An 18,362-nucleotide genomic window follows, 5' to 3' on the forward strand; every position below is an offset into this window, starting at 1 on the left:
AACATTCATGGAAAAAGGTACAGTAAAATGGTTTAATGCAGAAAAAGGTTTCGGATTTATCGAGCGCGAAAACGGCGACGATGTATTCGTACATTTCTCAGCAATCCAAAGCGAAGGATTCAAATCTTTAGACGAAGGTCAAGCTGTAACATTCGACGTTGAAGAAGGTCAACGCGGACCTCAAGCTGCTAACGTTCAAAAAGCATAAGTAGTAAAAAGACTCTGATTTCAGTCAGAGTCTTTTTTTTATGTAGAGCTACGCATAAATTTTTTTAACATGTAGTTTGTACACGTTATTATAAATAGTAAACTAAAAGAGTCTCTTCATTCCGAAGAGACCTTTTGTGGAAGAAATAGTTGAAGAAATAAAGTGTGGATGTTGCATCGTCCTCATTTTTTAATAATTAGCACCAGCCGCCGCCGAAGCAAGAAGCGCCGATGATGATTAATAAGATGAAAAGTACAATGATTAAAGCGAAACCGCCGCCGCAGCCACCGCCGCCATAACCACAACCGTATCCGTAACCTCCGTAGTATCCCATGTGTTTCACCTCCATTTGCTATACTTTAAGATATGTGAATTTAGTTAAATTGCTCCTAATAATTCCATAGAACTTTTGAAAATGTTTGTCATACACTAAAATACTGAGCTTCTCAAACAAGTTCCACAAAGTGATAAAATATCTGATTTTATGGGCATTTACTCCTCTTTTCTTTATCTTTTAAAAATGTAATCGCTCCCTTTTTCATGAATGTACAATGCGCTGAATACCTTTAGTTATGTACACTCACACAGGAGGGATTCAATATGTTAACACTCGAAATTTCAAAGCAAATCGTTAAAAACGTCTACCCTATTGTCTTATCGAACCGCAGTAAAATCTTTCAAGAGGAAGTGAGCGTCGCCGCTTTGCAAGACTACTTTGGTCTTGATCATGCCTTTAGCGTATATGCAGCTGCCACCATTATTTATCAGCTAGAAGCTGACGGATATGTATCCAAACCTCTGAAACGCAACGAATACAAGCGAATTTTGCTCAAATAAAAACAAGCATCCCCTCAAGGATGCTTGTCTTATTTATAGCTATACCTGTCGAATAATTGCTCGACTCTTTTGTGATAGTCTGCAAGGTAATCAGAGAGCTCCGTTTTGCTCAAATTATTGGCCTGCTCCTCAAATAGTGACAGCAGCGAAATTTTAATCATTTCCATTTCCGTTTCCGAACGATTTTCATTTCGCAAATCTTTTCTTAAATTCCACAGGCTTTGCTCCATTTCATGCTTTAATTGTTCTAGTGAGTGTGGTTCTTCAAATCCGGCACGAATGTCTTTTTTAAATCCACTCATCTTATCACTCCTCGCATTTGCACCTGCTAGATAGTATCTAATGTATACTATACCATAAATAACTATACGAGGCTTAAGCATGCATTTTAAGCAATTGGTCACAAAATAAAAAACATCTCTTTGGATGTCTTTACGTTACTTTTTATCTTACTTCGTCTTCTTCACCTTTTACATATTTAAAAAATGAATCAATCATTTCATTTAAAAAATCATTTCGATCTTCAAAATTCATAATTTCTAAAAACTCCACAATATCCTTATCTAAGCTAATAGAAGCGGGAACATAAGCAGCTGCTTCCCTTCTTTGCGGGAATGGAATCACATTATCTTTCTTCTTCATAAAACACCGTCCTTTTTCTGTGCTTTACTAGTGTAAGCTTTCAAGGAACGATTTGCAAGTCCCTCTGATGTAAAATTTTATATAAATATTCTTCTGAAAAGACAGAGTATATCTTTAGCTACTCAAGTAAGCTCATTTGACCTTAGCCTTTTTCGTGTTCTGGCGTCATATTAATAATTCGCCGCTGTTTTCTCTTTTCCTTTTGGCATCTTTTAGCAAATTTAAACACAAATAGTTTAAAAGAGGTTTTTATTTCCTTCTTATAGGTTAAAGAAAGGAAACAACATTTTTATATGGAGGGGTTACAAATGATTGCATTAACTGGAAAAGTTGCGCTTGTGACGGGAGCGGCATCTGGAATTGGACGCGCTTCAGCCATCACATTAGCTGAACAAGGAGCGCGCGTTGCTCTTTTAGACTTAGAGGAAGAAAAATTACAAGAAGTAAAAGAGACCATCATGGCAAGCGGCGGAGAGTGTATAGCCGTTAAAACAGACGTATCTGACTCTGAAAGTATAAAAGAGAGTATCGAAACGATTAGCAGCTTATGGAGTCAATTACATATTGTTTCTATTAACGCAGGCATCAACGGTACGTTTTCTTCTATTGAAGAACTATCACCAGAAGATTGGACAAAAACGATTGATACAAATTTAACAAGTACTTTTTTAACCGTGAAGCATTCTATTCCTTATTTAAAAGCTCAGGGAGGAAGCGTTATTATTACTAGCTCGATTAACGGCAACCGTACATTTTCAAACATCGGCATGAGCGCATACAGTTCCTCAAAGGCTGGCCAAATGGCTTTCGGCAAAATGGCAGCTCTTGAACTTTCTACATACGGAATACGGGTAAACGTCATTTGTCCAGGAGCAGTTGATACAAATATTGAAAGCAATACATTCCGTCAAGAAGACAAATTAAAAGAAGTCGCGATTCCAATTGAATATCCAAATGGCAATCAGCCGCTTGCTAAACGCTCGGCTAAGCCCGAAGAAGTAGCAGACTTAATTTTCTTTTTAGCTTCTGACGCGTCCAAACATATTACCGGAAGTGAAATGTTTATTGACGGCGGAGAATCGCTGCTGTAACGTACAAGCCCCTGCATCAACGTCAGGGGCTTGTTTTTTTACTTTTATGAACAACATCTACTCCGCCCGAAGCAGATATAATGCTGCCTGTAATCATATCTGAGTTTTCATCACAAAGAAACTCAATAATACGCGCAATGTCTTCTCCTGTCCCTGATCGGCCCACAGGCGTTTCCTTGTCTTCTAGTAATCTTGCTTTTATAATATCACTTTCTTTCATGTCTCCTACAATATCTCCGGGACAGACCATATTGGCCGTAATCCCGTATTCGGCTACTTCTAGAGCAAGCGATTTGGTCAGAGAAGCCAGCCCTGACTTAGCGGCACTAAAAGCCGCGCGGTGCATCCATCCAGGGGTATGCTCTACATCTTGAAAACCGTATGTAATAATTCTTCCAAACTGCTGCTTTTTCATAATAGGAACAACAGCTTTTACAAAATGAAAAACGGAGCTTAAATTCCCTTCCAGTATTTCATACCATTCACTGTCTGCGTATTCTATTAATTTTTTCTTTCAAATACATACGGACCTGCATTATTAATTAAAACGTCAATACGTCCAAACCGCTCCCTGGCCTGCGTAACGACATGTTCAATATCTGCTTTATTTGTTATATCTCCTTCTACAAACTGTACGTTGTCTTTATATTGATGCCATTCTTCTTGCAGTTCTCGCACTTTATTTTTATCACTTCGAAAATGGACGGTAACGGAATACTGCTTTTTTAAAAACTGTTCTGTTACCTTCTTACCGATACCTTTATGACCCGCTGTAATCAATGCATGTTTCATCTACCTTCACCTCTTTTACTCTACTTCTCTACTATATATATTAGACAGCTCCTTGATTTCTCCTTTACTAACGGAAAAAAGCCCTTGACGAAAGGGCTTTTCTTTTACGGTCTTAACAAAATTTTCCCTGTACTTTTCCGGCTTTCAAGCAGCTCATGTGCTTTTGCTCCGTCTTTTAAATCAAACACCACGGGATCGGTTAGCACAAGCTGACCTTTACTGATCCACTCAAACAGCTGCTGTGAACGTACTTTACGTTCTTCATATGACACAAGCACGTTCCATAAGTCTCCGCCTGTAAGCGTTTTAGAGGTATCCATCAGCATACGCGGGTCGACTGGAGCCGGATCGCCTCCTGCCATTCCGTAAAACACCACGGTTCCTCCTGTTTTTACGGCTTCAAAGCTTTTTTCTAGCGTAACCCCTACAGATTCGTAGGCAACATCTGCTCCTCGCTTCGTTACTTCTTTCACTTGTTCCACCCAGTTATCTTCGTATAAAAAAACATAGTCAGCGCCTGCCTGAGCCGCTGCTCTTGCTTTTTCAGAAGATGACGTTAAGCCAATGACCTGTCCGCCTAATAGCTTGGCAATTTGAACTAAAAGCTGACCTACACCTCCAGCAGCTGCGTGAACAAGCACATAATCGCCGGGCTGAATGCTGTAGCCGTCTTGTGTTAAATAGTGAGCCGTTAACCCTTGCAAAAGTACAGAAGCAGCTGCATCAAACGAAATATCGTCAGGTACAGCAATTATTTTATCTTGTGGCACGGCAACAAGCTCTGCATTTGCAAAAGGAACGTCAGCAAACGCAATACGGTCTCCTACGTTAACATGACTTACTTCTGCTCCTACTTCTTCTATCACACCTGCTCCTTCATATCCTAAAATATACGGAGGTGTACCGGTTAAGTGGTAGTTCCCTTTTCTTCGGTACACATCCGCAAAGTTAAGTCCAATTGCTTTTGTTCTTACCAATACGTCTGTTGGGCCAATAGAGGGGTTCGGTATATCTTGATAGTGAAGAACGTCAGGTCCTCCAAATCTTTCAAATACTAATGCTTTCATAGATAAGTTACCTCGTTTTCTTTATGTATTCCCTTTCATCGTAATTCAACGAGATAACAAACACAAGTTTCTTACTCAGCAAAAAAAACGCTTTGTCTCATAAGAAGACAAAGCGTTTTTTTAATTTGTTTGCGCTACAATTTCTCGCATTGTTCCATTTTTTTGATAAGACGTATGAAAAGAAAAGGCTTTTTCAAGAACGTGCGGTGTTTGGCCGCCTCGCGTGAGCGCTTCTTCGTAATACGCCATAAGCTGATCGCGATACATTGGGTGGCACAATTTTCAATAATGCGTTTTGCTCGTTCTCTTGGAGCGAGTCCGCGTAAGTCCGCATATCCTTGCTCTGTTACAATGACATCCACATCGTGTTCCCGTATGATCAACGTGTGAAACAAACGGCACTACGCTTGAAATATCACCGTTTTTAGCAATGGATTTTGTTACAAAAATACCAAGGCGCGCATTTCGGGCAAAATCCCCTGAACCTCCGATCCCGTTCATCATTTTTGTTCCCATCACATGCGTGGAATTGACGTTTCCGTAAAAAAGATAAATTTAACTCATAAAAAAAATCCGTACCATATAAGGCACGGATTTTTTATTAGCTTGCTTTTTTCACACGATTTGTAATGGTATCTTCTTTTGGTGATGTTTTGCGAATAAAGAAGGCTAAAACAAACGCGATTACACTTAAAATCGTTGCGATCATAAATGCATCGTTAATACCCATTGCTGTACCTTGATTCACAGCTTCAGCCATACTGCCTTTATCTGTTGGCAAAATTTGCTGATTCGTTACGATATTTTTCACGTGTTTTTCACCTTGATTCATCATAATGGATACAAAGAACGCCATTCCTACAGCTCCGGCAACCATTCGAAGCGTATTAACCATCGCGGTACCGTATTTATTTAAGCTAAGCGCAAGCTCATTTAATCCAGCTGTAAAGATCGGCATCATAAGCAGTGACATCCCAAACATACGAACAGTATAGACAATCATTACATACATAAATGTTGTGGTTGTTTCAAGCTTTGTTAATTCATATGTTGTCACAACGGTAATTGCTAAACCAATAACAGCAAGCCATCTTGCGCCGAACTTATCAAACAGCCGTCCTGTAATCGGAGACATAATCCCCATTACAATTCCCCCAGGAAGTAGCAGCAAGCCTGAAAGAAATGGTGAAAAGCCGCGTACGTTTTGCATATAAATTGGCATTAAAATCATACCTGAAAACATTGCCATTGTCACAATTACGTTAATAATTGTTGTCAGCGTGAACATACGGTAACGGAAAATACGAAATTCAAGAAGCGGCTGATCGATTTTTAACTGGCGGAAAATAAAGAACAGAATCGAAATACCGCCTACAATGAACATGGCTAATACTTCAGTGCTGGTCCAGCCCTTTGTACCGCCCGTAGCGAATGCATACAGCAAGCCGCCAAATCCAATTGTTGATAAAATAACGCCAAGCACATCTAGCTTTGGTCGGCTTGTTTCTGTGACGTTTTTCACTAAAATAATTGCCGCAATTACGTTAATAAGTGCAATTGGAAACATCATAAAGAATAAAACGCGCCATGAGTAGTGCTCAACAATTAAGCCAGAAAGCGTCGGCCCTACTGCCGGTGCAAAGTTCATTGCTACCCCAAAAATCCCCATCGCAAAGCCGCGGCGGTCAGGCGGGAATAACGTAAAAATAACGTTTGTAATTAACGGAAATAAAATTCCCGCTCCTGCTGCTTGCACGACGCGTCCCACTAAAATAACGGAAAATGTCGGTGCGATACCGCAAAGCAGTGTTCCTACTGTAAACAGCCCCATTGCTGTAATATACAGCTGCCTTGTCGTAAATCGATTCATTAAAAACGCTGTAATTGGAATAACGATTCCGTTTACTAACATAAAGATGGTCGTTAACCAGTTGCCCGTAGCCGCCGTTACATGGAAGTGATCCATCATTTGCGGAAGCGCGATGTTAATCAGCGTTTGATTTAAAAAAGCGACGAGCGCTCCCATTATCATTACGCCAAAAATAGACCGAGTTCGGGCTTGATCGGACTGTTGTGTTTGTGTATTCATTTTAACAAGACCTTTCCCTTTTAAAATTATCTGTATGTAAATCTTCAGATGACAAACAGGTTAAGAATATATTTTATGTGTTCATTCTATTAATTTATGTCACGAATATTTAATGAACTTAATTATATACCGGATAAATATATCCGTTTCCGAAATATTTGTCAACAAATATGATCATTTTCGTAAAACTTTTCCATCAGTATGTATAAAGTAGCATGCCCTTTAATGAAGAAAAAAATGAGAGCCTTTCAACGAAGGCTCTCATTTCCTTAAGAAATACTTATTTTAGGATTTGAACTTTTACCGTTTTTCTTCCCCATTTTAACGCTTCTTTTTGAGAAGGAAGAAGAACATCAATTTTATTTCCTTTAATCGCGCCGCCTGTATCAGCTGCGATTGCCGTGCCATAACCTTCTACGTATACTTTTGAACCAAGCTTAATCACTTTTGGATCAACAGAAATAACTTTTTGATTTGGATTCTTTTTTAAATCGATTCCAATCGCCGTTTTTCCGCTGCAGCCTTTGCAGTTCGCTGTGTACGCTGTTGCTGTTACCTTAAATTCTTTCACAACGTTTGAAGACTTCGCAGGCGCTGCTTTAGCAGGCGTGCTTGATTTTACTTGAGATACTTTTAATACTTGTTTCGGATGAATGCTGTCTGACTTTAAGTTATTCCACTGTTTCAGCTGACTAACCGATATTTTATATGTCTTTGCAATTTTGTATAGCGAATCTCCGCTTTTTACCGTATATGTATTTGTTGCAGCTGATGCACCACTTGCCACTCCGAACAGTGACATTAGAACTAAACTGAACGTAATCATTGTCTTTTTCATGTAATTGATTTCCCCTTTATCTACCAATACATAAAAAATAACACATGAATATTACAGTTATATTTCAGTAACATGTCAATAGTTTGATAGTTTAGTTACAGCAAAAATAAAAATTCTTCCTTTTAAACTAGTAAATTAATCACCTTAACATTTTAAAAACATACATATTTAGGCATATAAAGGTGCTTTTACGCACATTTATATTGGATTATTTCATTTGTAACATTCCACTGGTTCTAGAGGCTTATATTTTATTTTTATATTAATTATTTAGAACATAGTTTATTTAAAAATAAATGAATGCGTTAAAGGAGCTTAATATAAATTACTTTTTACACCGCTGTTAATTTCCGCAGGAGTCTTCGTCTTGCTCTCCAATCAACAGTTAGAAACGCATACATACACGATCGTCATAACAATAAAAAATCCGAACGAGTTGGATTCACCGTTCGGATCTTTCTTCAACTAAAATGCTTTTATCATAGCCTTTTTATCTAGAATTAAGATACCTGCAATACTTGTTAATACGGCTGCCACTGAAGCATCCTGGCTGCTTCAAATCTTTTTTCTACATTCGGCCAGTAAATGATTTTCCACCAATTATCCACGTACGGATCACGTTCATTTTTGTACTGTAAATAATACGCGTGTTCCCATACGTCTAATACGAGCAGCGGAATCGTATCCCACTGCGTGAGAAGCTGATGGCGCTCAGCTTGCAGAACTTCAAGCTTTCGCGAACGCGGCGACCACACTAAGATGGCCCAGCCAACACCTTCTACTTTTTTAGCGGCTTGAGAAAAGTGCATCATAAACTTCTCATAGCTGCCAAAGTCTTTTTGAAGCTGTTGCAGCAGCTGTCGTCTCGGTCGTCCTCCTCCTTCTGGACTCATAATCTCCCAAAAGATTGTGTGTAAGTAATGACCGGAGCCATGAAAAGAAGCTTCCCGTTCCCAATGTTTTATGAGGTCAAAATTGTTTGTGTTACGGGCTTGCTGAAGCATGAGCTCTGCTTTATTTAATCCATCTACATAGCTTTGATGGTGCTTGCTGTGATGAAGACGCATAATTTCCCGGTTAATATACGGTTCAAGAGCTGAATAGCTATAGCCAAGCGGCGGCAGCTCGTGCTGTCCTGGCGCTATCGATTCTCGCTCCCTGCCGTCGTCTCCAAGCCGCTCTTTTAAAACTTTATCAATATGCCGTACTGCATTATTGATTTCTTCTAACGTATATTCGTTGACATCTTCTTCACTTAAATATTCAAGAACGTCTTCTTGCGTGCGCGTTATATATGACGTTATATCTACTTCTGTAATGGCTTCTTCAAATACAGGATCACATACTTGTTCAAGCCAGGTCTGAACTTCCATCAAGTATCTTTTTCTCTCATCTTGATCGGCCATACTTCCCCTCCTTACACCTCATCTTCACTATCATATTCAAAAGAAAAAGCAACATAACTTCCTACTTGTATCTATTGAGGTAGAAAATTCGACATAAAAAAGCAAGAGCTCCTTAAAGGATAAACTCTTGCCTTTTTTCTTATATCTTCTTCGCCATATTCACATAATCAATCGTTTCTTGCTTACTAACAGCTGCATGCTTCAGCTTTGGGTCATAATAGAGCTCCACTTTTATATTATTGATTTCACAGTCGTCTGGCATGTCCTGCAAATCCGTTAAAAACGGCAGCAAGTGATTGTTCATATCGTATTCAAACGCCCCGTTTTGCAAGTAATACACCTTTGGCACATAGTTAATATGGCGAAAAAACTTCACTACGTTGATTCTCTCACCGTATGAGGCGATCACTTCCTCTTCCGTCAGGTTAGGATAAGATAAATTAAACACCTGTTGAACCGGTGTTTTTAGCCACTTGGTCAAGCACGTCTGCGGATTATTGACAAGCGCTTTTGCTCCTTTTACGTACCCCGCTAAAAACATTGACATAAAGCCGCCGCCTGAAGATCCGTAAAACAATACGTTAGACGAATTCACCTGTGCTTTTTTCATGAACTTTTCAATTAAAACCGCAATGTCTTTTAAATAAAAACGATCGCTTGTCCCTTGTCCCCACGCAAGCGACACCTTTCCTAAATAAAGCGTAGGATCGTTATAGTAAATAATTGAATCTTGAAATTCATTCATCCACGAATGGCGCTGAAAATACGGAGGTCCTGCCGGCATTTCTTGACTTGCTCCTCCTCCTGAACCAAACACAAGCAAATGAGAAGACTCTTTTTTTAATCTCACCAAAAACTCAAACAGCACTCCGTTCCACTCGACTCCTACTAAAATGGGCTTATCAAACGGCAGCTGAAGTTCATCCAGCTTTTCATACGTACTCTTTATTTTTTCATATTGATCAAGCAACAGCTCTGCAACTCACTTTCCTTAAAATGATCCGTCTCATGCGTCTGACATTGATCATGGCTCTGTAAAAAAAGAACCTGTTACAGTGTATGAAACAAACAAAGAAGAGTTTGTACAATTTGGTAAAAAATGATGGTTTCCTCTCTTTTTACTGGGCTATTGTCACAATTTTTTCTTCCTTACATACGATACATCACCTTAAAAATTGTAAATAGGAGCTGAATGTTTATGCCAACATCCTATATGGATTACAATAATCCAAACGTACAATACTTTTCTGATGTGAACAAAAACAGACTCAATACGCGCAATGATGAAAACTATATTAACCGGCTAGGAAGAGATGTGCTAAATACTCTTGGAAACGTATCGTTACTCGATATTTACTTAAGCAAAAGCCGCGTGGTCGAACCGCACTATCATCAAAATGCCGCTGAGCTTGTTTACTGTATTTCAGGCTCAGCCGTCGTTTCATTAATCAATCCGTTTAACAACGAAGTCACAAATATTCCGATTACTCCCGGTCAAGTAGCCAATATCCCTCAAGGCTGGTGGCACTGGGAGATTGCGTCTGAAGACAATACACATTTACTCGCTATTTTTGACGCTCCGTATCCGGAATACATTTTTGGATCTGATATTTTAAATAAGACGCCTATTGAAGTGCTTGCTCACACGTACTGCTTAGATCCAGAGCAGCTAAAGAAAACGCTGGCTCCGTTAAAAAATCAAACCATCGTAATTGGACCAACAGACGAATGCGGAGAAAAAGAACACTATAAAAAGAAAAAACAAGGAGGCCCCGTTCACCACCAGACTCCTCCTTATACGTATCCTCCGTCTCAGAATTCTTATTATCAACCTCAAAACCCTTATCACTATCGATCTTGGTAGAGACAAGAAACCCCGCTGCCAATGCAACGGGGTTTCTTAACGAATACATAACATTATTGTTCTTCTATATACGTGCTATGAAAGGCTGCTTCAATATATGCAACTTGGAAATGATAATGTCCAATTAAATATTTCACAATGTCCACCTGGTCGATTTTGCCGGGCTTATCGATCATCGCTTCTTTTACCATTTCTTCGAATGTACCTTGATCAAACTGTTCTTCATGGACAACAATTGTCTCAGAGTACATTTCGTCTTGTCCTTCTGAAATGCGATAGTAATACAATTTTTTCACCTCGATTTGTCTTAAGTGTATGTATACCCTTAACTACTCATTTTGAAACATTTTTTCAGCTTTCTTTTTCCGCTTTACGATAGGCTGCGGCTTTTGCTTTTACAAGCAGCCTTGTAACCCAGTACGCCACTAGCGTTATTCCTATATCAATAAGAAAAATATAAAACAAACTCATTCCTTTTCTTGAATCAATAAATTTAAAATGATGTTCAAGAGGCGCCAGTCCAAACGAAAAAACAGCGCTCAGCAGAATCGTATACAGATAAAAATTCTTTTGATGATTTGTACAATATTGATAAAGCAGCAGAAAGCCTACTGGCAAAATAGAAGCGGTAATATTCGTTGCGTTGGGAAGCAGCGGCGTTAAGAAAAACGTGTGCGTTAAATGACCGCTTCTCCCAAGTGCAATATCAATATATGCCCAAAGCATATGCACTGTGTAACCGAAGAAAAACACCTCAAAGATCCTCGTCCGGTCTACGGTAAAATACAACAACACAAGAGGAAGAACGAGTGAAGCGAGTACCACCCAAAACTGCCAGTTTCCAAAATCTGAATACTGATGCCAATACGACGATAATAACTTCTGCAGCTTATCGCTTTGTTCATGTATGTTTCCCCAGTATCGTTCATAACTCACTGAAGTAACCTCCTATATAGAGTCTCTGCTTATATATGTACGAATAATCTCCATTTTATACAGAGAAACATGGGAAGCGGCCATTTATTGCTTGTCATCACCTAAATACGTCACCAGGAGTTCATGCTCAATGACTTTACTCGCTTTTCGATTAACAGCATACGCTTTTGCTGTTGGTCTTGAGCTAACTGATGCCGATAGCTTCTCATCTTTAAAATGCAGCGCGACTCCATCATCTACAGCATAGCCTTCTTTCATTTCTCCGCTTGCCATTAACTCATGATACGAAGGTCTTCGATTGCTTTCTCCGTCGTAGTGAGGACAGTTGCTGCCGGTTAAAAACCCTAAACAGTCGATTTTAGACAGGTTGTTGTTCATTGAATCAGTGACGCCTTCTTCAAACCAGCAAATCGAACCTGCGCTTATTCCTGCTAAAATTATTCCTTTTTTATAAGCTTCCTTTAAAATTGTATCAAGTCCCCACTCTTTCCATAAAGAAAGCATATTCCTTGTATTACCGCCGCCTACATACAAAATGTCGTGCTGCATCACATATGCTTTTAAATTCATAAAGTTTTGAGAAAACAGCGATAAATGAGACGGTGTGCATATCAACTTCTCAAACGCTTCATAAAACCTTTCTATATAATTATCCGCATCTCCGCTGGCTGTAGGGATAAAACAGATTTTCGGCACATCTGTACGAGCTTGTGAAAGTATGTATTGATCCAGCAGCAAGTTATCCGGCTCCATCGAAAAACCTCCGCCGCCCATGGCTATAATTTGTCTCATTTCAATCATTCCTTTCAAAAAAGTGATATAGAAAATGTAAATTCATACTATTTCAAACAAGAAGTTTTCCGTATAATGGAAGAGTGAAAAAGGTGGTGCAAAGCTTTTGAAAATAGTACGAACACTTATACTAATACTAGGCATTTTTATTATCTTGTTTTGTATTTTTGGCTATATCGATTATAACGGTCAAAAAATGGAACTTGGAGCCAAACAAGAAAAAAACATTCCTTCTTCCATTAACACTGACGGAGGTGTCATTACGCTATCTGCTGTAAGCGAAAAATACGATAAAACGCAGTTTGGCTTTTTTGTTATCCAAAACAATTCGACGCATACCTTAACAATTCCTTATGAAAATACGGCGGATCACTTAAAAGACGGCAAGTGGTACAAAGTTGTGCTAAACGGATTGGAGTTTCCTGATAAAACTGTCACGCTAAAGCCAGGGAAATCATTCAAACAAGATATCGCAACTCCTAACTACAAAGTAGGAAAATATCGTTTTGTTCAACACTTTAAAGATGAAAACGGAAAAGAGTATGTACTAGCGGCTCCTTTTGAAATCGTTTGGCCGAGTCTTAAAAATGTTCTCGGACAGTTTGATTAAAGGTAAAAAAGCACTTACCTGCTATGAGGTAAGTGCTTTTTATCAGCTCTGATTTAAAACGCGAAGCGTAACTTGCTTTGTTCCGACTTTTACCGTCTCTCCGTTTTTGATGGCTTCTTTCACACTGAGACTGTGCAGCAGAAGATTTTCTTGAAGCAGCGTTTCAAACTTCGCAACGGCTTCCTTCACTTCTTCGTCTCCGCTAAGCTCCAAATCAATACGTAAATTCACGGGTAAATCCAGCTTTTTACGATAGTCTTGAACCGCTCGAATTACTTCACGAGCGACTCCTTCCTGCACGAGTTCTTCGGTTAACGCCGTATCCAACACCGCAGTATACATGCCGTTTGATGCAACTGCAAAACCTTCTTTTGGCACTTTTTCAACAAGTACGTCTGCCGTTTCAAGCGTTAAGTTTTCTCCTGAAGCAAGCGTAACACTCAGCTTGCCTTGTTCAACAAACTCTTTTCCTTGCTCTTCTGAAAGGTTCTTTAATGCTTGATTGACCTCATTTACTTGTTTTCCAAACTTCGGTCCCGCCTGTTTAAAATCAAGTTTTAATACATAAGAAACAAGTTTGTCGTCGTCTTGCTCCACGTTAAAGTTCTTTACATTAAGCTCATCTTTGATGACATCATGGTACGCTTCCCACTCTACATCTTCTTCCGTTACCACAAGTGAAAGACTCTGCAAAGGCTGCTTTACTTTTAACGAATGCGTATTTCGGATGCTTCGGCCTAGTTCCACTACTTGAAGCACCGCTGCCATTTCTTTTTCCAGCTTTTCGTTCACTTTCGTTTGATCACATGCAGGATAGTCTGCTAAATGAACGCTTTTCCCTGTTAGATTTTCATGAACATCATCCGCAACAAACGGCGTAAACGGTGCCAACAGCTGACTAAGCATCACTAACACTTCATGAAGCGTATCGTAAGCCGCTGCTTTTTCTCCGTGCATCCCTTCTGACCAAAAGCGATCGCGAGAACGTCGTACATACCAGTTGCTTAGCTCTTCAATAAATGCCGCGATTTCACGAGCGGCACTTGTAAATCCGTAATCTTCAAGATGTGCTGTTGCTCGCTTAACCGTGCTGTGCAAACGTGAAAGAATCCATTCATCCAATTTTGTTTTTTTCAATTCATACGTTTGCTCAGGGTTATAGCCGTCAAGCTTAGCGTACAGAACGTAAAAGCCGTACACGTTCACAAGCGTATCAATAACTTTTGATTTCGCTTCTTGCACGACCCGCTCTGAAAATTTCTTCGGATTCCAAGGTGCACTGTCTGCTAAAAGCGCCCATCTAAGCGCATCCGCACCAAATGTATGAATAAGATCAACAGGGTCTAGCGCATTTCCTTTACTTTTAGACATCTTTTGACCGTTTTCATCTAAGACGTGACCAAGAGACAAAACGCGCTTATACGGTGCTTTTCCTGTAAAGAGCGTTGAAACTGCCATCAAGCTGTAAAACCAGCCGCGCGTTTGATCAATTCCTTCTGCGATAACGTCTGCTGGAAACTGTTTTTGGAACAGTTCATTATTTTCAAACGGATAGTGATACTGCGCAAACGGCATCGACCCGCTGTCAAACCAAACGTCGATCACTTCCGGCGTTCGCTTCATTTCTCCGCTGCAGACCGGACACGTCAGCTGCACGTCATCTACATAAGGCTTATGAAGTTCAATGCTGTCATCAACGGAATGAGACGCATGATTTTGAAGCTCTTTGATACTTTTCGGAGCTACTTGATGCGCACATTCCCCGCATTCCCATACGTTCAGCGGCGTTCCCCAGTAGCGCTTTCTGCTGATGTTCCAGTCCACCATATTTTCCAAAAAGTTGCCAAAGCGACCGTGCTTGATATGATCCGGGTACCACTTCACGCTTTCATTATTTTTCAAAAATTGTTCTTTTGACGCCGTCGTTTGGATAAACCAGCTTTCATTTGCGTAATAAAGAAGCGGCGAGTCACATCTCCAGCAAAACGGATAGCTATGCTCATGCTTTTCTTTATGATACAGCACGTCTTGATTTGCTAAGTAGCGAACGATATCAACGTCGCAGTCTTTTACAAAACGCCCTTGAAACGGCGGCACTTCAGATGTGTACTGCCCTTTTTCATCCACTACGTTCACAAATGAAAAGCCGTTTTCTTTTACAACTCTGTAATCATCTTCACCGTAAGCAGGTGCTAAATGAACAACGCCCGTTCCGCTTTGGTCCGTTACATAATCAGCCGTCACGACTTCATGACCTTTTTCAACGTTCACAAAATCAAACGGCGGCTCATACGACATTCCTTTTAACTCATTTCCTTTATGATGAGATAAAACGCTATATTCTCCTTTTAACACTTTGTCTGCGAGTGCTTCTGCCACTATATACACGCTGTCGCCTTGCTCGGCGCGAACGTAGCTCATCTCTTCATGCACCGCAAGCGCCACGTTTGATGGAAGCGTCCAAGGCGTTGTCGTCCAGCCCAAAAAATACTCATTATCGCGGTTTTTCACTTTAAATTTGACCGTTACCGTTAAATCTTTTACATCTTTATACCCTTGCGCCACTTCATGCGAACTCAGCGACGTTTGACAGCTCGGGCAGTAAGGTGATACGCGGTGGCCTTTATAAAGAAGTCCTTTATCATGAATCGTGCCAAGCACGTTCCATACACTTTCAATGTATGAATTCTCCAAGGTGATGTAAGGGTCTTCCATATCAACCCAATAGCCAAGCTGCTCCGTGAACGTGCGCCACTGCTTTTCATACACAAACACACTTTCCTTACACTTGTTAATAAAAGCTTCTACGCCGTATTTTTCAATATCATGCTTTCCTGAAATTCCGAGCTGCTTTTCAACACCGAGCTCAACCGGAAGTCCGTGCGTATCCCAGCCTGCTTTTCGGATCACTTGATGCCCTGTCATCGTCTTATAACGAGCCACAACGTCTTTAATGGTACGGCCAAGCGCGTGCCCTACGTGAGGAAGACCGTTTGCTGTAGGAGGCCCTTCATAAAATACAAACGAAGGATGCCCTTCTCGTTTTTGAACCGACTGGTGAAACACATTTCCCTTTTGCCACTGCTGCTGGATACGCTGTTCGCGCTCTTGCGAAGACTCCCTTACATTCACTTCTTTCATGTGATACCACTCCTTTTAAAGTTAAAAGCACACAAAGAAACCCGTCCCTATGACTAGGGACGGGTTTTAACCGCGGTACCACCCTGGCTTCTATTGATCCGTTCATCAATAGCACTCAGCAACGTACAATCATACGCGTTCTTTTTAACGGTAGACTACCGTTCAAACTTACTTATAGTTCAGTTTGACTTCTCAGAGAGGATATTCCCCTGCGGCTTGAACACTGGCTTTCAGCTATCACCAGCTCTCTGTGGAACAAACTTGCAGCGTACTGATTCTCTTCAACGAATTTGTGTGCTTTTATTAGTAGCTATTGTATGCGGTTTGGAAGGGAATGTCAATGTTTATGAAATTTATATATGTTTTTTCTTATAATGCAGTCGTCTATTGATAAAATAACTGCTTACCACTGTTTGCTGCCTTTTTCACGCTCTTAGAAAAAGGCAATGTACACAAAAAACCACCTCATTTAAGGTGGGTATTATTTGGCTCTCCGACTTGAAAGACACTCTTTAAAACCAGTTAATAAACGGCGGGATGCTTTGAGGGAAATGAAATAGATTGCACGGATCATATGCTCGTTTCACTTCTCGAAGCTTTATAAAATTCTCTCCATAATAAGCTGTTGGCCAATCTCTGATGAACCGGTCCGGCCAGCTCACATAATCTCCAGTTGTATATCTCGATAAAGCATTTCTTAATTCTTCAATCCAGCGAATGTTTGCTCTCTCTTCTGAAGGATGGCTCCATGTAGCAAGGTACTCCTGTGCGATAACAGCATCTCTATAATAGAAGGCCGTTTCATTAGAGCCAACTTCCTCTACTGCTCCTCCAAGAGACTGGTGCCAAATACTAGATTTTTCATTCGGAGCATTTTCTAAAAAATGCTTCATTGTTAAAATGGCCTCTTTTGGAAAAGGTTTATTAAGAAAAGAGCCTGACCTTTTTCGAGGGGCGGGTTGGTTTCCGCTCGGATCGTCAAAAAATCGTACAGCTTCAATATATGAAACTTCCTTTATTACTACTTTTTTAGGACACCCAACATCTATTAAAGGCTGCAGAAGTTCCTTTAACTTGAATGATGAACCAACGAACTCACCTTGAGCGATAATCTGATTTGCTTCTTTCGATTTTAACTCAATCTCCGAAGTTAAGCGCTTATTAGTATTGGTGGCCCAGTGCTGCCATGCATCAAAAGCAGCTTCAAAATCTTCCCACTCCCATGTAATTGAGAAGATTGACACCTTTGAGATAGGCTGCACCTTGAATGTAAGGGACGTAACAATACCAAAGTTTCCGCCCCCGCCGCCACAACAAGCCCAAAAAAGATCACTGTTGTGATTTTTATTTGCCTTAATGAGTTCAACTTCTCTCTGTTCATTTACTATGGCCATTTCAACTTCAAGCAAATTATCACAGGTAAGCCCAAACAACCTTGATAACATCCCAATCCCTCCGCCAAGCACAAGGCCTACAAGACCAACACTGCTTTCCGTTCCTGCAGGGATAGTCGTTCCTTTTTTCCATAATTCATTATATACTTTCCCTAGATTAGCTCCTGCTTCTATTTTCGCTGTCATGTCTTTAGAGTTGAACGTGATTCTATCCATTTCACTAACATCAATCACTAATCCACCGTTTACTAGTGAAAAATTTTCATAGCTATGCCTACCGCTTCTTATTCGAAATGGGACATGATTTTCCTTTACCCATTTCAATGCATTTACTACATCGTTTGTATTCTGACAAAATACAATTATTCTCGGAAATTTAGGCACACCTAAATTATTATTTGTTCTAGCCTGATCATATTCCACATCATCAGGTGTAACGATTCGTCCAGTAAGCTTTGTTTCCTCCACGATATAACCCCTTTCTCACATCATACAGATAAGATGCTATATCCTATGAATTTTCTTCAAAAAAGACACACACTTTAAAGGGAAGAAACAGAGAGTAGAAAACTTACTGGAGGGGTTCTGGACAGAATACTAATTTTTTTAATGTAGTAACTTTCGCTTTGTAGATGAGCCTGCTTCTTTGCAGTAC

General features: G+C 40.1%; 18 protein-coding genes, 2 pseudogenes and 1 other annotated feature. Of the genes and pseudogenes, 5 read left to right on the forward strand and 15 right to left on the reverse strand.

Annotation, left to right across the window (positions count from 1 at the left end):
- Positions 1 to 7 precede the first annotated feature (7 nt).
- On the forward strand, positions 8 to 208 hold the full coding sequence (locus N178_RS11065) for a cold-shock protein (RefSeq protein ID WP_013057408.1): 201 nt from the start codon (positions 8 to 10) through the stop codon (positions 206 to 208).
- Between the two features lie 196 nt (positions 209 to 404).
- On the opposite strand, the gene yjcZ is transcribed toward N178_RS11065, so the two are convergent.
- Positions 405 to 542: a sporulation protein YjcZ gene (gene yjcZ, locus N178_RS11070; RefSeq protein WP_013057409.1), complete on the reverse strand. Its 138-nt coding sequence runs from the start codon at positions 540 to 542 to the stop codon at positions 405 to 407.
- A gap of 266 nt (positions 543 to 808) precedes the next feature.
- Between yjcZ and N178_RS11075 the strand changes: the two genes are divergently transcribed.
- Complete coding sequence (locus N178_RS11075) at positions 809 to 1,045, forward strand: hypothetical protein (protein WP_013057410.1); 237 nt, start codon at positions 809 to 811, stop codon at positions 1,043 to 1,045.
- Between the two features lie 29 nt (positions 1,046 to 1,074).
- On the opposite strand, the gene N178_RS11080 is transcribed toward N178_RS11075, so the two are convergent.
- Positions 1,075 to 1,347, reverse strand: a complete 273-nt coding sequence (locus tag N178_RS11080) for a hypothetical protein (protein WP_045292176.1) — start codon at positions 1,345 to 1,347, stop codon at positions 1,075 to 1,077.
- A 142-nt stretch (positions 1,348 to 1,489) separates the two neighbouring features.
- Complete coding sequence (locus N178_RS11085; RefSeq protein ID WP_014459743.1) at positions 1,490 to 1,687, reverse strand: hypothetical protein; 198 nt, start codon at positions 1,685 to 1,687, stop codon at positions 1,490 to 1,492.
- 308 nt (positions 1,688 to 1,995) lie between these two features.
- On the opposite strand from N178_RS11085, the gene N178_RS11090 reads away from it, so the two are divergent.
- On the forward strand, positions 1,996 to 2,778 hold the full coding sequence (locus N178_RS11090) for an SDR family oxidoreductase (RefSeq protein ID WP_045292179.1): 783 nt from the start codon (positions 1,996 to 1,998) through the stop codon (positions 2,776 to 2,778).
- Between the two features lie 22 nt (positions 2,779 to 2,800).
- On the opposite strand, the pseudogene N178_RS11095 reads toward N178_RS11090, so the two are convergent.
- From N178_RS11095 to N178_RS11120, 7 genes and pseudogenes are all read right to left on the reverse strand, one after another.
- Positions 2,801 to 3,570, reverse strand: a pseudogene (locus tag N178_RS11095) (SDR family oxidoreductase).
- 104 nt (positions 3,571 to 3,674) lie between these two features.
- On the reverse strand, positions 3,675 to 4,637 hold the full coding sequence (locus tag N178_RS11100; RefSeq protein ID WP_045292181.1) for a quinone oxidoreductase family protein: 963 nt from the start codon (positions 4,635 to 4,637) through the stop codon (positions 3,675 to 3,677).
- A 120-nt stretch (positions 4,638 to 4,757) separates the two neighbouring features.
- Positions 4,758 to 5,180: pseudogene (locus tag N178_RS25905) on the reverse strand (acetyl-CoA hydrolase/transferase C-terminal domain-containing protein); the annotation flags it as partial.
- Positions 5,181 to 5,238: 58 nt separating this feature from the next.
- Positions 5,239 to 6,726 (reverse strand): DHA2 family efflux MFS transporter permease subunit, encoded by a 1,488-nt coding sequence (locus N178_RS11105; protein ID WP_028413037.1) that lies wholly within the window; start codon positions 6,724 to 6,726, stop codon positions 5,239 to 5,241.
- 280 nt (positions 6,727 to 7,006) lie between these two features.
- Positions 7,007 to 7,564, reverse strand: coding sequence for a 3D domain-containing protein (locus N178_RS11110; RefSeq protein ID WP_045292183.1), 558 nt, complete (start codon positions 7,562 to 7,564; stop codon positions 7,007 to 7,009).
- Positions 7,565 to 8,085: 521 nt separating this feature from the next.
- A complete protein-coding gene (locus N178_RS11115) occupies positions 8,086 to 8,970 on the reverse strand; it encodes a superoxide dismutase (protein WP_045292188.1) in 885 nt (294 codons plus the stop codon).
- A gap of 139 nt (positions 8,971 to 9,109) precedes the next feature.
- A complete protein-coding gene (locus N178_RS11120; RefSeq protein WP_045292190.1) occupies positions 9,110 to 9,940 on the reverse strand; it encodes a hypothetical protein in 831 nt (276 codons plus the stop codon).
- A gap of 228 nt (positions 9,941 to 10,168) precedes the next feature.
- Between N178_RS11120 and N178_RS11125 the strand changes: the two genes are divergently transcribed.
- Positions 10,169 to 10,834: a cupin domain-containing protein gene (locus N178_RS11125; RefSeq protein WP_045292192.1), complete on the forward strand. Its 666-nt coding sequence runs from the start codon at positions 10,169 to 10,171 to the stop codon at positions 10,832 to 10,834.
- 53 nt (positions 10,835 to 10,887) lie between these two features.
- Here N178_RS11125 and N178_RS11130 read toward each other — a convergent pair whose 3' ends face one another.
- From N178_RS11130 to N178_RS11140, 3 genes are all read right to left on the reverse strand, one after another.
- Positions 10,888 to 11,121, reverse strand: a complete 234-nt coding sequence (locus N178_RS11130; protein ID WP_045292194.1) for a hypothetical protein — start codon at positions 11,119 to 11,121, stop codon at positions 10,888 to 10,890.
- Positions 11,122 to 11,185: 64 nt separating this feature from the next.
- Positions 11,186 to 11,770 carry a hypothetical protein gene (locus N178_RS11135; protein WP_045292195.1) on the reverse strand — a complete coding sequence of 195 codons (585 nt, stop codon included), beginning with the start codon at positions 11,768 to 11,770 and terminating at the stop codon, positions 11,186 to 11,188.
- Positions 11,771 to 11,854: 84 nt separating this feature from the next.
- A complete protein-coding gene (locus tag N178_RS11140; protein WP_045292197.1) occupies positions 11,855 to 12,562 on the reverse strand; it encodes a Type 1 glutamine amidotransferase-like domain-containing protein in 708 nt (235 codons plus the stop codon).
- 106 nt (positions 12,563 to 12,668) lie between these two features.
- On the opposite strand from N178_RS11140, the gene N178_RS11145 reads away from it, so the two are divergent.
- On the forward strand, positions 12,669 to 13,172 hold the full coding sequence (locus tag N178_RS11145) for an immunoglobulin-like domain-containing protein (RefSeq protein WP_045292198.1): 504 nt from the start codon (positions 12,669 to 12,671) through the stop codon (positions 13,170 to 13,172).
- 42 nt (positions 13,173 to 13,214) lie between these two features.
- Here the strand turns inward: N178_RS11145 and ileS are convergent, their stop codons facing one another.
- Together ileS and N178_RS11155 are read right to left on the reverse strand one after the other, a co-directional pair.
- Positions 13,215 to 16,313, reverse strand: a complete 3,099-nt coding sequence (gene ileS / locus N178_RS11150) for an isoleucine--tRNA ligase (protein WP_045292199.1) — start codon at positions 16,311 to 16,313, stop codon at positions 13,215 to 13,217.
- A 52-nt stretch (positions 16,314 to 16,365) separates the two neighbouring features.
- Positions 16,366 to 16,607, reverse strand: a binding site (T-box leader).
- 218 nt (positions 16,608 to 16,825) lie between these two features.
- Positions 16,826 to 18,175 carry an FAD-binding oxidoreductase gene (locus tag N178_RS11155; RefSeq protein ID WP_045292200.1) on the reverse strand — a complete coding sequence of 450 codons (1,350 nt, stop codon included), beginning with the start codon at positions 18,173 to 18,175 and terminating at the stop codon, positions 16,826 to 16,828.
- Positions 18,176 to 18,362: the final 187 nt, after the last annotated feature.

The sequence above is a fragment of the Priestia aryabhattai B8W22 genome, assembly GCF_000956595.1.
Taxonomy (GTDB): Bacteria; Bacillota; Bacilli; order Bacillales; family Bacillaceae_H; genus Priestia; species Priestia aryabhattai.